Raw genomic sequence first — 15,280 nt, 5'->3', positions numbered from 1 at the left:
CGATTTTTTTGTTGGTTCGTTTACATCCCCCGTTGATTTCAGTGGGTATTTTTTTGTTGAGAAATTCAACGGGGGTCTTTCACTCACATTTCAAGATAAAAAGGGAACATTTTATGGCGTTAATGTCGTCAGGGTGAACAGTTTGTTAAAGTATAGGTTAATTAAATTTTATTGGTAAATTTTATGATTTCTTGGTTAAAAAATAGTAAAAAAATCTTATCTATTGTAGCGGTGACGGGCGCTATTATCGGCACAATGCCTTTTATTGCCTTAGCACAAAGTAACTCTGGCGTAACTCTTTTTGGCGGAGTAGATCGAGAAAATATCCTTAATTATTATTTAGATTTTGGCGGAAGATCAAAAAGCTGGGATCGTTACCGTTTAAGGATTCCCGGCAATAAGTTAACGGAAGGAGTTTCCAAACTTTATGTGGTTTACCCTGATTATTTCGATGGTAAATTTGATACAGATGAAATCCAAGTACGTCTTAATAATAAACCTTTACCCCTGAGAGAAGTCATTTGGGATCAAGAAAGCAGAGTAATTGAAATTAATCTCGAACAACCTTTGTTAGAAAGTCGTAATATCGAAATCGTCATGTCCAATGTTTATAATCCTAGCAGTGGGACATTTTACCTACAAGGACAAATGATGACGGCGGGACAAATTCCCCTCCGTCTAAGTCTTGGTACTTGGATTTTGAGTATTAATTAGAAGCTGGTGAATAATTATTTTACTCAAAACTATGACAATATAGGAATGTAAGGGGCTTAAGCCCTTTGCTACCCCTTACCTATATACAATTAACGTTGCACAATAACTTAATAATCTCTAGGGTTTGATAACAGGAGCGTTATTGATAAACTCATTCATGTTAATCACATAGTTTCCGCTACTTCTGTCTGACCACAGCAACTTGTTGGGTTGAAGCGCGCTGGTAGGAAAACATTTGTTGCATTTGAGGGTTATCTTTGGGTTCAAGGGTTAAAAGTAAACCATCTGCTATAGGATTACTAATGGAACTCTGTTCTACGGTAGGAAGTTGTGATGAGGATGGCTCTTCGATCACTGTGACGTTAGAGGAGGTATTTTGAGGTGCTGAATTGTTATTCGTAATAACGCTATTATTCGGGGTGGATGATTGAGGGGGGACGGGCGCTGGATTTTCTGTCGGGTTATTTCCCATGCCCTCTAAATTATCGGGAGGAATTTCCTCACTCACGTCCACTTCTTCTAAGAATTTATCGATGGCTAAAATGCTCTGACCTTCTGCTGATCTGGTAACGGGTGAACCGCCACGAACACGGGCGCTGAGGTCAAAAAGATCATTCATGACCTTTTGGGGATTATCATTGGGTTGTAGGGTGATTAATAGCCCATTCCGACGACAACTGATGCCACGACCCGGTATATTTTGGGCTACACAAATGGCAGGTTGATTATTTATATTACCTGTGGTGACGTAACGTAGCGCTCCTTGGTCGGAAAATTCCTGAAATCTACTGGTAATGGCTTGACAACGTTTGAGGGGAGACCAGCCAGAAAAAAGATTACTTTTCCAGACAATTAAATCAATTCTGCCCCTTTTGGTATCAACGACGGTGGTGGGTGAGCCATTTTTCATGACACAACGATAGACATTTCTAGTTTGGGCTTCCACGGTAGGAATGTTAAAAGTATTGCTGATGCCGAAAGTAGAAACAAGGGTTAAGGCAAATAGTTTGTTTTTCATGATATTCAGATGTGATTACTTAGATGGATTTGTCGTGGGAGCGTCATTTATAGGGAGTTGTGAAGGTGCTGTTTCTAATGGTTGAGTGGGAAGAATCTCACTTTCATTCTGCCCAATTTCGTCGGAATTTATCACAGCTTCCGCTAATAAATCATTGATATTTAAAACCACTTGATTCGCTCCTGTTCTCACGAGGGGTGAACCGCCACGAACACGGGCGCTTAGGTCAAAAAGTTCCTCCATCACTTTTTGAGGGTTATCACTGGGCTGTAGAGTCAGTAATAGACCATTTTTCTCACAACTTAAACCTCTTCCCGGTATATTTTCAGCCACACAAATCACTGGTTGACCTTCTAATTTACCATTGGTTACATATCGTAATTTACCTTGGTCGGAAAAATTCTGAAAACGACTACTAATAGCCTGACATCTTTCTAAAGGAGTCCACCCCTGAAAAATACTACTTTTCCAGACAATTAGATCAATTCTACCTCTACGGGTATCTACTACCGTGGTGGGTGAGCCTTGTTTCATGATACAGCGATAGTTATTTTTCGTCTCCCCTTGTGCGGAGGGAGCGAAGATGAAACTGCTTAGGCTTAATGTTGAAAGTAAGGTAATAGAAATAAGATTTTTAAACATAGAAATTCTCCCGTCTGTCTATAAATATATAAATTTAATAAAAATTAACTAATTACAACTATTTTTAGTGTTATAATTACACTATTTTTAGACTGCTTTTCTTTGAGAATTGTTCCTTAATTTTCCTGTTTTGATTTTAGCTTAATTTTCTTCAGTAGAGATTAATTATTGCGGAAAATAAAGTCAAGAGTATCAAGCTAATTTTCAAGTAGGCTAGATTAATGTTAGGATTACTGATAATCAATCATTACGTCATCAAAAAAATAAGTAATTCTTACTGAGTTAATGTGCTAAATTGACAATTCAAAAAAGCAACAGACATATTTAAAAGTAGTGGCAAAAGCCATCATGACAAAGCAAATTATTACCTACAGCCCAGCTTACACTCTTGTACCGACTTACGAATGTTTTAATCGTTGCAGTTACTGTAATTTTCGCACTGATCCGCTAAAAAATCAATGGTTACAGTTAACTGAAGCTGAAAAAATACTTAAAAACCTCAAAACTCAAGAGATTACCGAAATTTTAATTCTCAGTGGTGAAGTGCATCCTCAATCTAGTCGCCGTAAATTATGGTTTAATCACATCTACAATCTGGCGCACCTCGCCGTTAATCAAGGTTTTTTTCCTCATAGCAATGTAGGACCTTTATCTTTTCAGGAAATGGCAAAATTTAAAGAAGTTAACGTTTCCATGGGTTTGATGTTAGAACAATTAAGCCCAAAACTACTTGATACAGTACATCGGCGCGCGCCGAGTAAACATCCAGAAATAAGACTACAACAATTAATTTGGGCAGGAAAACTCAAAATTCCCTTTACCACGGGAATCCTTTTAGGCATCGGTGAAAACAAACAAGACAGAATCGAAAGCCTCAAAGCTATCGCAGAAATTCATTCCCAATGGCGACATATTCAAGAAGTGATATTACAACCCTATTCTGTGGGCGCTAAAGAAGAACTATTGGCAGAAAACTTTAATGCCAAAGAAATGTTAGCAACCGTTGCTATTGCCAGAGAAATATTACCCGATGATATTACCATTCAAGTGCCACCGAATCTAGTGAAAGATCGTCAACTATTACTGGAATGTTTAGCATTAGGATGCCGAGATTTAGGCGGTATCGTGCCAAAAGATGAAGTTAACCCTGACTATCACCATGATAATTTATTGAATTTACAAGAATTTTTAGCCCATTATGACTGGCAATTACAGCAGCGACTTCCCGTTTATCCCCATTATTACTCGTGGGTAAATGATTTACTGCAAAAATGCTATAAAAGGGCAAAGTTAACTATGTAGGGTGTACTGAAAATGAAAAAGTTGTGTTGTCAACGCAAATTGTTAGTTGACAATTGTGGGGTTTTACTATCCTCATGTAGTGTATCTAATCTTGTATCTTAACTGCATTTAAAAAAAAGGGGGGAAACAGCTAAGGTATAATTTTTCATGATTAAGCGAAATTGATATAAACCAAGTTTTTTGTTTCTCGCAAAGGCGGAACGAAAATCCTTGTGACAAGTTTAAGGAAGTGAAAAGCGCTGGATAGAATTTTCAACCCTGGATTATTTGATCAAAAAACCGACATCTAAATGATGTCGGCAAAGTATTTGTTGTCGTATAATCTTGAGGAAACCTTCGCAGAGATTATCCAAGTCTTCTTTGTAAGATTTCTTTACATTTATTGTAACAAAAAGTACATTATTTGCCAAATTTATTTGTCATCGTTTAATGACTCTAGTTTTTAGGAAAACATATATCCCTCTTTTGTCATTCTCCGAAAACTTTTACCATTATTGGATCACATAACCTTGATTAGCAAAATATTTCAAGACTTTTTAAGTAATCAAATTTATCAGATTAAAAAAATGCCGGAAACTATTACCACTAAAGCAACTCTATCGGAAAGTGATAAAAGAGGGATATATAAAAAAAGGGGTTGCTGGTTTTAGGTATGAAAAGACTTAAAATACATCTTTTCTCCAGCGAAAAGCAGTTGGTACATCTTGGAATTTTAGATAGTGAATATCTTAACGTTTCCACTAATTTGGAATAACACAAGGTTTTTCAGTGTAGTCTTGCCAGATAATGTCTTAATGTTATCAATTACTCTTTGCCTTAGTTAAAATGTGGGTAAAATAACAGCTAGATATGAATTAGTCTTTTGAAAATATCATGCAATTAAGCAATTTTCGGCGTAAAAATAATTTTAGTAAAAAACCCTTAACTCAGCCTTCCACTCCAGCGCGCGAAAAAGAGCAAAAACTTTTGACTGTAGGGCAAAAAGGTCAGCCTCTATTTATCTTAATCGTCATTACGCTATTTTTGTTTGGTGCCATTGGCTCACGATTAGCTTATTTGCAGATAATTCAAAGGGATATATATACCCAAAAAGCAGAAAATAATCGTACCCGTGTTACTCCCCGAGCGCCCGTCAGAGGTAGTTTATTTGATCGTCATGGCAAAGTATTGGGGGCAACTCGTTTATCCCATTCCGCTTATATATTACCGAGGGCGCAAAAACAGGAAAATTGGCAAGAAATCAGCGCCCTCCTCGCCGACATTTTAGGGCAACCGGTAGCAGAGTTAAAAGCCCAAGTGGAGAAAGAAGATTATGATTCCCCCACTTTAATTAGAATTGCCCGTAATTTAACTCCAGCACAAATTACCGCCATTGAAGAAAACCGCAATTTATTCCAAGAAGTAGAAATCGACATCGACACGGTGAGGGTATATCCTCAAGGCAAAACCGCTTCCCACGTTTTAGGTTACACCAGAGAAATCAACGCCGAAGAATACGCCGAGTTAAAAAAACAAGGTTATCGCTTGGGAGATGTAATCGGTAAAATGGGAGTAGAAGCCGGATTAGAACAAGAATTACGGGGAGAATGGGGAGGAATGATGCTAGAAGTGGATGGCGCTGGTAGGGTGGTGCGCCGTTTAGGACAAAAACCCTCTGCTTCGGGGGATGATATTACTCTCACCCTTGATTTAGAGTTGCAAAAAGTGGCAGAAAGCGCATTGGGTAAGAGGAAGGGCGCTGTAGTTGCCCTCGATCCTCGTAATGGTGAGGTTTTAGCGATGGTTAGTTATCCCCGTTTTGATCCTAATATTTTTACGGGCGCTATTACCAATGAAATGTGGCAGGAAATTCAAGGGGAAGGCAATCCCTTTATTAATCGTGCTGTCAACGGTTTTCCCCCTGCTTCTACCTTTAAAATCGTCACCGCTACGGCTGGAATGGAAACAGGTAAATTTCCCCCCAATACGGTATTACCTACCTATGCTTATTTGCGCGTGGGGGGGATGGCGCTGGGCGAGTGGAATCGTGCCGGTTTTGGTCCGATGAATTATATTCGTTCTATGGCTTGGAGTAGTAACACTTTTTACGGTCAAATTGGGCGCGGTGTGGGCGGTGAAAATCTCATTGCTTGGTCTCGTAAATTCGGTTTCGGTAGTAAAACGGGCATCGAATTAAAAGAGGAAAGTGGGGGATTGATTGCTGATGAGCATTGGAAACAACAACGATTTAACTGGGAATGGACTCAAGGAGATACCATTAATATGTCTATCGGGCAAGGTTTTACCCTCGCTACCCCTCTACAGGTAGCCATGATGTTTGCTGTACCAGCTAACGGTGGCTATCGTGTTAAGCCTCATTTTCACCTTGACCCTGATAAAGTCAAAAATGTATCTCTAAACCTCAAACCTGAAACCCTCAACACCCTTAGACAAGGGTTAAGGGCAGTCATCACCAGTGGCACGGGGAGGGGCGCTAGTTTACCTAATATCGCTGTGGCTGGAAAAAGTGGTACAGCGGAAGCACCCCCCGGCAAGTCCCACGCTTGGTTTGGGGCTTATGCGCCCTACGACAATCCTTCTATCGTTGTGGTGGCATTTGTGGAGCATTCTGGCGGTGGTGGCGGTAAGGTGGCAGGACCTATCGTTCAACAAGTTTTACAAGCTCATTTTAAGTAGGAGTTGATGAATTATGAATTATGAATTATGAATTATGAATTATGAATTATGAATTATGAAATAATAACTTCCTTTGCCCTTTTTACTTTACCCTTTTTAAACCTTTGCCCTTTGCCCTTTTAACTTTGCCCTTTTGAGCAATTATCAATTTTTAATACGTCATAATTACCAAAAACTTTTAACGTTTTAGTTAAACTAGACAGTTGATCTAAAGCGATTTTAATATCCTTTTGGGTGGTATCACCTTCTAAATCGAGGAAAAACAAATATTCACCTAATAATCTTTTTGTGGGGCGTGATTCAATTCTCGTTAAATTTATCTCTTGTTCTGCAAAAATTTTTAAGGGTTTAACTAATACCCCCGGTTGATTTTGCGGGAAGGAAAAACCGAGAGAAATATGGTTGCCATGGTGATTTTTTTCTCGACTAATTACCCAAAAACGAGTACAATTATCAGGATAGTCATTAATATTGGCAACTTTAATGGGTACATTATACAACTGCGCCGCCCTTTCAGAAGCAATAGCGCCCGCCGTCGGTTCTTGATTAAGATGGTGTAAGGCTTCCGTAGTGGATTCGGTAGCGATGAGGTGCGCTTGGGGAAGGTGAGAATCAAGCCATTTTTGACACTGCGCCAAGGCTTGGGGATGAGAATAAACTGTTTTAATTCCTTCTAAGGTATTTCCTCTCGTCAAAAAATTATGTATGACAGGTAAAGTTAAGCCCAGTTGGATTTGTAAACCATCCAATTCCCAGAGAGTATCTAGGGTAATGGCGACAATGCCATGGATAGAATTTTCTACTGGCACAACTGCCACATCTGTTTCTCCTTTCGCTACGGATTGTAAGGTTTGAGCGATATTAGGATAAGGGATTAATTTAGTTTCTACCCCAGTGGTATTGGTTAATTTTTCGGCGTAAATAAGGGTTGCTAATTCGGAATATGTGCCAATAGGTCCTAAATGAGCGATAGACTTAATCATTAAGATAAAATTTGTATAGTGGGTAAGCAAAATTAATTAGGTATTTCATTGTCAATGTAAAAACGTGAGTAAATTTAATGGTAGTCGAAGCTATCTTTAAATTTACCGTTGCCCTTTGCCCTTTTACATTAATTTCATTTCTAGTAATCGGGTTAGAGGCTCGAAATACGATGAAAAAATGCTATTTTTTTTTAAAAGCCTAATACAAACTAGCTTAATATTACATCAATGTTGACTCATCTTGATCCAAATAATCAACCTAATATGGTTGATATTTCCCATAAAGATAATACTTATCGCCAAGCCAGCGCCCGTGGCGAGGTACAATTACCCGTAGAAATGAAACCTTATCTACAGGGGGAAGACTTAATCCTCAAAAAAGGTCCAGTGATACAAACAGCGATTATTGCTGGTACAATGGCGGTGAAAAAAACTGCGGATTTAATCCCATTTTGTCACTCTTTACCCCTGCAATCTTGTAAATTCACCATCAATATTGATGAAAAACTTTGCGTCACCATTGAATGTGAGGTAAAAACTACTTACAAAACCGGGGTAGAAATGGAGGCGCTATGTGGGGTGTCGGTGGCGGCGCTGACCATTTATGATATGTGTAAGTCGGTATCCTCGAATATCGTGATTAAAAATACGCAACTGTTAAGTAAAATGGGCGGAAAAAGCGCCCTCCCCCTTCACGGTTTAGTGTTGACTGGGGGAAAAAGTCAGAGGATGCAACGGGATAAAGCCTTAATTGACTACCACAATCAACCCCATGGGGAGTTTTTGTATCATCTTTTGGGTAATTTTTGCGAAAAGGTATTTATTTCCGCGCGCCAACAACAATGGCAGAATAGTAATTTGGCTTCTTTCCCTACTTTAGTTGATGAGGGAGAAAGTCATGGACCTTTTTCGGGCATTATCACGGCTTTGCGTAGTAATCCTCACGTTAATTGGTTAATTGTTGCCTGTGATTTAGCTTATCTGCAACCTGACATCATCGCTAATTTAGTTAATCATCACCGTCAAGATGTGGTGGCGACTTGCTATAAAAATACGGAAAAAGGCTTTCCTGAAGCATTATGCGGTATTTATACGCCACGGGCGCTGGATTTATTTACTAGGGCAGAAAAGGCTCAAATTTATTGCCCCGTCAAAGTGTTACAGATGGGTAATTGTCAGTTAATTTCCCCCCAGCGCCCTTCAGACATTGCCAATATTAATACTCCAGAAGAATATCAACAAGTGATGAATTATGAATTATGAATTATGAATTATGAATTATGAATTATGAATTAATAGGTAGGTGAAAAATTAATTATGAATTATCGAATTATCAAGGGTTTAAAATCCTGTCTTTTCAGACGTGAGCAAATTTAATGGTAGTCTAAGCTATCTTTAAGTTTACCTTTGCCCTTTGCCCCTTGCCCTTTGCCCTTTTGACTAAAGGTGTTTTCTTGAATCAATTTACCGTCAGAATTTAAGTACCAACTTTGCCAATTATGAACAGCGCCCGACCTCACAGAGACGATAATATAAGAATAATTAACCCATGCTAAGGCTTCATCAAATGCGGAAGGGTGACAAGAATGATCAGGGTGAGAGTGATAAATACCGATAATATCGAGATTATTTTCTCGCGCTTTTTTTTGAGTTTGGAAAATAATTTGCGGTGCAATACTAAAATTTTCTCGACTACCTAAATCAGCTTTATTCATAATTTCTGTGAAATTTTGCCGTTGATTTTCCCAATCATTAATAGTTGGTATTACTTCCTCAATAATTCTTTTTTCACTCTCTCTTTTTCCTACCAATAACCCACAACATTCGAGGGGATAATTTTTAATTGCTTCTTCTTTAATAACGGTGAAGTGCGCTGGTTTTATTATTAACATAATTGATTTGATTGGGGTGGAGGGCGCTATATTTCATCGAAATTAATCCCTAATTCTCTTAGTTTAGCTTCTAATTTATCCGCCCTTGCTTTCTCTTTTTCTTTATCAGCTTCTGCTTTTTCCTTATCAGCTAAGGCTTTTTCTGCTTTGAGTTTTTCTATTGATGCTTTTTGCTTTTCTTCATTAAAACTAGAAAAATAGTCACCATTAGGATGATAAATCTTTAATTCTGGTTGATTTAACTCAAAACGAATACCCAAAAGAGGACTTGTCCAATTATCAATTTCCTCTATCATGGCTAAAATATCATTATGGCGCTGAAAACCTGTTAAGTCATTACTATCTGGATTATATATATAGTATTCTTGTACGCCATATTGTTGATAAAACAACAATTTATTCAACATTTCTCTCATGGTATTACCCGGTGAGAGGATTTCAAACACTACTTGAGGGGCAATATTACCTTCTTTCCACTGTTGATATGAGCCTCTTTCCCCTTTTTCTCTACCGAATATTACCATGACATCCGGCGCACACCGCCGTTTATTATCCCCTTCTACGGGATACCAAAGTAAATCACCGGCTACGAATACATCAGGATTATCAGCAAATAGCCAATCAAGATTAGTTTTGATGATGGTAATCCAACGAAATTGAAGGGTATTGTCTGCCATTGGTTTACCGTCACTGTCGGGGTAAATAACTTCTGCTTTGGTAGTTTGTGGTAGTTGTGCAACCATTTTTTTTGACTTTATTAACTACTTTTATCTATCTTAGCAAAATTATCTTACCCTCATATTATTAACTAAATTTTCTTGATTTAATCAATTAGTTTATACTCATTTCGCTGTTAATTAAAGGTTATGATAGCTTAATCAGGTTCTTCTCAAAAATGTTGTCACGAAGGCAAATCGACAATGGGAGGAATCCAGGATTAAGAATATGGAAGTAATTATTTTCTCAATTCTAGATTTTTTCTTCCTCTTTGCCCCTTGCCCTTTACCTGTGGTTAAAAATCACCTAGCATCCTAACTTCTGGATGTAACAAAATAGAAAAACTAGCTAAAACCTTTTCCTGCACATAATTAATTAAATGGTGAATATCTTGGGCTTGAGCATTACCCACATTGAGGATAAAATTAGCATGACGATGGGCAACCTGCGCCCCTCCAATTTGATAACCTTTTAAGCCTAATTGTTCAATCAAGCGCCCGGCGGCTTCGGGTTGAGGATTCCGAAATACACTACCACAGCTAGGTTTATCATAGGGTTGGGTTTGTTTACGGTGCTTGAAATTATGGGTAGTGAGAGACATCATTTCTTCCCTACTACCAGCGCCCTTCAACTGTAAACTAGCGCGTAAAACTAACACCGACTGCTGTTGTAAATTAGAAGTACGATAAGAATAAGCCAAATCAGCGCCCGTCACCTCAGCAATTCTGCCGTCGGGATAAGCCACCAAAGCGCTAGTCAAGACATCTGCTATACAACCTTGATGCGCCCCCGCATTCATCACCACCGCACCGCCTACCGTGCCGGGGATACCCACCGCCCATTCTAAACCCTGCCAACCTTTTTTTGCCCCTGCCCAAGCCAATTTGGGTAAAGCATAACCAGCGCCCACCGTCACCGTTTGAGATTCTTCATTGATATGACATTCCTTGAGGTGACGGGTATTGATTACTAATCCTTCGATACCTTGATCACTAATTAGTAAATTTGAACCAGCACCTAAACAAGTAAAGGGAATTTGTTGTTTTTCTACCCAAGCGAAAATTTCTTGGACATCCTGCCAAGTTTTCGGTTCGACATACCACTGTGCCACACCCCCCACTCGATAAGAGGTGAAGGGCGCTAGGGCAACATCAGGATAAATTTGACATTCAACGCCCTTGAGAGAAATAGGATTTTTGGCAGATTCAGAAACAGGAGATTTTAAAGTTATCATGATCATCGTAAAGAATAAAGGTGAATCAAGGTGAGTGAGGGAGTGAAGACTTTAAACATCTCAAAATGAGATTAAATTTTTGGGCAAATGATTAGCTTATAAATATTAACTGATGTTACGCAAAAATAGAATTAATTGTTGGTGTCGCGGTGTTAGGTTGAAGAATTGACAAAAAACTTATGTTTATTGAGGAAAAGGTTTTAAACCTGAAATCTGCTACCTGAAACCTCCCTTAACTTAACATTTGAATCAGTGCGTAACGTCAGATATTAACTGAGTTATAGCAAAGATTCATCAAGAAGTCGAGGAATAATTTGATTAAGATTCCCAGCGCCCAAAAATAGAGCTAAATCGCCTTTTTGTAAGAAATTTGCTAAAAATTCAGCTAAAGTAGTTAAATCAGCGTGATAAATTACCTGACGATGATATTTTTTAATAGTTTCTGCCACTTTCTGCCCGTCAATACCCGTTTCATTTTTTTCCCCAGCGCTGTAAATATCTGTCACAATTACCACATCAGCGCCCGTAAAACATTGCGCAAACTCAGTTAAAAATGAAGCGGTGCGACTGTAACGGTGGGGCTGAAAAATAGCAATTATCCTCTCTGCGTGGTAGGAGGGCGCTCGAAATTGAGCCGATTGTAACGTGCAACGAATTTCACTAGGATGATGGGCGTAGTCATCAATTAAAGTGGCACCGTGATAATCCCCTTTATACTCAAAACGTCTTTTTGCTCCATCAAAACCGGTGATACTTGCGGCGATTACTGCAAAATCTAACCCCAATTTGCGCCCTACAGCTACGGCACTTAACGCATTACTAATGTTATGATCCCCTGACAATAAAAGATTGATTGTCCCCAATAATTGACCATTTTCCCAAACTTCAGCACTCGATCCATGGGGAGTATGAACGATCTCACGACCTAAATAATTGGCTTGATCATTATCTTTGATACTGTAGGTTATGTCAGCTTTGATATTTTCAGCGATGGTAGGGCAATCAGCGCACGCCACCACCCACTGACATTGAGAAGCAAATTGCTGGAAAATTGCCACCACTTGCTCCACTGTTTCATAATGATCGGGGTGATCTAATTCTATGTTAGTAATGATACCGATATGAGGAGAATGTTTAACTAAACTACCGTCAGATTCATCTGCTTCCGCCACCAAAAAATCACCATCCCCCACCCGGGCATTACCTTCCCACAAGTCAACTTCACCGCCAATAATTACGGTGGGGTCTAGTCCAGCTTGGAGTAACATATAACCAATTAAACTGCTGGTGGTGGTTTTGCCGTGAGTTCCAGCCACTGCAATACTATGATAATTTTTGATTAATGCTGATAATAAATCGGAGCGATGGAAAATGGGATAACCTTGGTTTACTGCTTCTTTATACTCTAAATTATTCTCATTGATAGCGGTGGAGCAAATTATTTGAGGGATATTCAAGGGTGAAGGGCGCTGGGCAAATTGATCAAAATTAGCTCCGTTTTGGGTTAAAAAAACTTCAGCACCCAAAGACTGTAAACGTTCAATAATGTTACTACACCTTAGATCAGAACCGGACAAAGGAATATTTCGTTTCGCTAAAATATAAGCCAAAGCAGACATTCCTATGCCACCAATACCGATAAAATGGAATGGTTTACCGTTCAAATCTATTGTATTCACTTTGCCTCTCCTCAACACCAATTATTAATGATTCTAAATTTCTTCCTAATGATATACTGATTTACGTCAAATTTAGCAAGGTTTTTGTGGAGGGCGCTGGGAAATGATGAATTATGAATGATGAATTATGAATGTCCTTTGCCTACTTTCACAAGTAAACTAGCTTAATGTAAAGAAACCTTTTGTTGACGATCATAAATAAAATTGGTAAAGTTAGATCATCATGCCCAAACCGTTGATAAAAGTAATGAACTTAAACTCCAATACTGCCAACTATTCTTCTCAAGAGGATGTTAGTGATTATGTCGCTCATTTACAACTCCATATGAGCTTACAGTCTCGCAATCTTTTACCTAGTATGAATAAGACAAAAGATCAAAATCATAATTTTGTTTACGAAAGTCAAGCAACCATTGAAAAGTTTACTTCCCGTGAGTTAGCCTAATTTGTTAAAGTTTTTTTCATGGTGAAACCTGCTGATAACGGCAGGTTTTTTTATGGGCAAAAAATCTGAGATTGATCGAATAATAAAAAGTTTAAAACTCTGTATTTTACAGTGCATTTTAGAGGAATAAACCACGTTTTTTGTTTCTCGCAAAGGCACAAAGACGCAAAGAGAATGTTTGTGACAATCTAAAGTGTAGTTTAAGGAAATGAAAATTAAGATGTAAGTAAATTTAATGTTAGTTCAAGCTATCTTTACCTTTGCCCTTTTGACTGATATAGTAATTGACAAATGAATTTTATAATCTTTATTACAGAATGTTAACTAAAAATAACTATTTATCTATTGCTATTAGTGTATTATTTTTCGTCGTGACTTTTTTCTCTTTTAATAGTAGTGTTTATGCTTATGAAAAAAATGATCTTACTCAATTAACCAAGAAGGGTAATTGTGTTAAATGTGATTTCAGTAACTATCATTTTCGCTCTTCACAATGGGATTTAAGCAAAAATAATTTAAGTCGTGCTAATTTGCATAAAGCCAATTTACAGGGTTTAAATTTAGAGAAAGCTAATTTTTTCTCTAGTGACTTGACTTATAGTAATTTGGAAAAGGCCAGCGCCCTCCGCACTAATTTTCAAAAAGCTGATTTAAGTTATAGTAATTTGAAAAAAGCGGACTTTAGCAAAGCAACTTTTAAAGATACTACATTAATTCATAGTAATTTGAGTTACTCTAAATTGCTGAGAACGGACTTTAACCATGCTGATTTAAGTAATGTTAATTTTATTCAAGCAGTGCTTAATGATGCTAATTTTAGTCATGCCAATTTATCTTCTGCGGATTTAGATTTAGCTGATTTAAGTAGTAAAAGTAAAAACCACGCCACTGATTTTAGTTATGCTGAATTAGTAAAAACTCAATTAATTAATACTAAATCCCAAGGGGTAATTTTTGACCATGCTAATCTTTATCAAGCTGATTTTGATGGTAGTGATTTAACTTCAGCTAGTTTTATTAAGGCTAATTTAGCTGAGGCTAATTTGAGTCATGTTAATTTGCAAAATGCTGTTTTAAAAGAGGCTAATTTAGTTAATGTTTCTCTGGTTTATGCTGATTTGACGGGCGCTGATTTAAGCAAGGCTAATTTACAAAATGCTAATCTCAGTGGTGCAATTTTAACTAATTGTAATTTGAAGGGCGCTATTATGCCTGATGGCTCTATTAATAATGGATAATTGGTTAAAAGGGCAAAGGGCAAGGGGCAAAGGAAATTATTAATTCATAATTCATAATTCATAATTCATAATTCATAATTCATAATTCATAATTCATAATTAATTATCTCCTATGGATATTATTATTAAAATCACTCAAGAAAATATTGATCAATTAGATTTATCACCAGTTACATCGGTAATTAACAAATTACAAGCAGAAAATGGGGTGATGGGCGCTGAACAAAAAATTAAGTTTAACATTGATTATCCCCGACAAGAAACTGATCCGAGGGAATGGTCAGAAATGCCTGAAATTCGCTTATGGTTTATTGCAGTGGATGTGCGCTATGGTTATCTACCTCTACTTTTAAATTGGCGTGAAGGGGAATTGGCACGTTATGTGGCGATGCTTGTGCCTCATCAGTTTAACCGTAGTGAGGGCATTCAGTACAATTCTGAAGCTCTGGATATTTTCATTATGACGAAAATGTTTTTTCTACACCAGTGGCTCAAAACTCAAGGTATTACGGGTAATGCACGGTTGAGGGCGCTGGCTCAAATTTTTGGTTATGATCTCGATGATAGTTTTTTTGCTCTACTTCAACAATGATGCTAGGTTTCGGTGCTGTAAAGGTGTCAGGTATCAGGTGTTAGGTATTAGGTGAAAGAATTGACAAAAAATATATCTTAATTGATTTTTTCGGTTAAATTTTGTAAGCAAATTCTATAATCGTCTGAAATTTACACCTGCAACCTGA

General features: G+C 37.8%; 14 protein-coding genes. 7 read left to right on the top strand and 7 right to left on the bottom strand.

Features of this window, described 5'->3' with window-relative positions:
* Positions 1-183 precede the first annotated feature (183 nt).
* On the top strand, positions 184-714 hold the full coding sequence (locus tag IGQ45_06485; GenBank protein ID MBF2056861.1) for a DUF2808 domain-containing protein: 531 nt from the start codon (positions 184-186) through the stop codon (positions 712-714).
* A 178-nt stretch (positions 715-892) separates the two neighbouring features.
* Here the strand turns inward: IGQ45_06485 and IGQ45_06480 are convergent, their stop codons facing one another.
* Positions 893-1,732 carry a hypothetical protein gene (locus IGQ45_06480; protein MBF2056860.1) on the bottom strand — a complete coding sequence of 280 codons (840 nt, stop codon included), beginning with the start codon at positions 1,730-1,732 and terminating at the stop codon, positions 893-895.
* Positions 1,733-1,747: 15 nt separating this feature from the next.
* Positions 1,748-2,374, bottom strand: coding sequence for a hypothetical protein (locus IGQ45_06475; protein ID MBF2056859.1), 627 nt, complete (start codon positions 2,372-2,374; stop codon positions 1,748-1,750).
* Positions 2,375-2,722: 348 nt separating this feature from the next.
* On the opposite strand from IGQ45_06475, the gene cofG reads away from it, so the two are divergent.
* Together cofG and mrdA are read left to right on the top strand one after the other, a co-directional pair.
* Positions 2,723-3,676: a 7,8-didemethyl-8-hydroxy-5-deazariboflavin synthase subunit CofG gene (cofG, locus tag IGQ45_06470; GenBank protein ID MBF2056858.1), complete on the top strand. Its 954-nt coding sequence runs from the start codon at positions 2,723-2,725 to the stop codon at positions 3,674-3,676.
* 873 nt (positions 3,677-4,549) lie between these two features.
* Positions 4,550-6,352 carry a penicillin-binding protein 2 gene (gene mrdA, locus IGQ45_06465; protein ID MBF2056857.1) on the top strand — a complete coding sequence of 601 codons (1,803 nt, stop codon included), beginning with the start codon at positions 4,550-4,552 and terminating at the stop codon, positions 6,350-6,352.
* A gap of 119 nt (positions 6,353-6,471) precedes the next feature.
* Here the strand turns inward: mrdA and pheA are convergent, their stop codons facing one another.
* The gene (gene pheA / locus IGQ45_06460; GenBank protein MBF2056856.1) at positions 6,472-7,335 is read right to left on the bottom strand and encodes a prephenate dehydratase; all 864 of its coding nucleotides are present in this window, start codon (positions 7,333-7,335) and stop codon (positions 6,472-6,474) included.
* 228 nt (positions 7,336-7,563) lie between these two features.
* On the opposite strand from pheA, the gene moaC reads away from it, so the two are divergent.
* Positions 7,564-8,598, top strand: coding sequence for a cyclic pyranopterin monophosphate synthase MoaC (moaC, locus tag IGQ45_06455; protein MBF2056855.1), 1,035 nt, complete (start codon positions 7,564-7,566; stop codon positions 8,596-8,598).
* 110 nt (positions 8,599-8,708) lie between these two features.
* Here the strand turns inward: moaC and IGQ45_06450 are convergent, their stop codons facing one another.
* The 4 genes from IGQ45_06450 to IGQ45_06435 form a co-directional block, all read right to left on the bottom strand.
* Positions 8,709-9,227, bottom strand: a complete 519-nt coding sequence (locus tag IGQ45_06450; protein ID MBF2056854.1) for a M67 family metallopeptidase — start codon at positions 9,225-9,227, stop codon at positions 8,709-8,711.
* Positions 9,228-9,253: 26 nt separating this feature from the next.
* Entirely contained in the window at positions 9,254-9,970 is a 717-nt protein-coding gene (locus IGQ45_06445) for a Uma2 family endonuclease (protein MBF2056853.1), read from the bottom strand.
* 269 nt (positions 9,971-10,239) lie between these two features.
* Positions 10,240-11,178: a UDP-N-acetylmuramate dehydrogenase gene (gene murB / locus IGQ45_06440; protein MBF2056852.1), complete on the bottom strand. Its 939-nt coding sequence runs from the start codon at positions 11,176-11,178 to the stop codon at positions 10,240-10,242.
* A gap of 278 nt (positions 11,179-11,456) precedes the next feature.
* Positions 11,457-12,857, bottom strand: a complete 1,401-nt coding sequence (locus tag IGQ45_06435; GenBank protein ID MBF2056851.1) for a UDP-N-acetylmuramate--L-alanine ligase — start codon at positions 12,855-12,857, stop codon at positions 11,457-11,459.
* 247 nt (positions 12,858-13,104) lie between these two features.
* Here IGQ45_06435 and IGQ45_06430 point away from each other — a divergent pair, with 247 nt between their 5' ends.
* The 3 genes from IGQ45_06430 (at position 13,105) to IGQ45_06420 (ending at position 15,132) form a co-directional block, all read left to right on the top strand.
* Positions 13,105-13,302 (top strand): hypothetical protein, encoded by a 198-nt coding sequence (locus IGQ45_06430; GenBank protein ID MBF2056850.1) that lies wholly within the window; start codon positions 13,105-13,107, stop codon positions 13,300-13,302.
* Between the two features lie 317 nt (positions 13,303-13,619).
* A complete protein-coding gene (locus IGQ45_06425; GenBank protein MBF2056849.1) occupies positions 13,620-14,540 on the top strand; it encodes a pentapeptide repeat-containing protein in 921 nt (306 codons plus the stop codon).
* 112 nt (positions 14,541-14,652) lie between these two features.
* Entirely contained in the window at positions 14,653-15,132 is a 480-nt protein-coding gene (locus tag IGQ45_06420) for a CRR6 family NdhI maturation factor (protein ID MBF2056848.1), read from the top strand.
* Positions 15,133-15,280: the final 148 nt, after the last annotated feature.

The sequence above is a fragment of the Cyanobacterium sp. T60_A2020_053 genome (genome assembly GCA_015272165.1).
Taxonomy (GTDB): domain Bacteria; phylum Cyanobacteriota; class Cyanobacteriia; order Cyanobacteriales; family Cyanobacteriaceae; genus Cyanobacterium.
The sequence above is the reverse complement of the archived record's forward strand: the minus strand, read 5'-3'. Positions and strand labels throughout refer to the sequence as shown.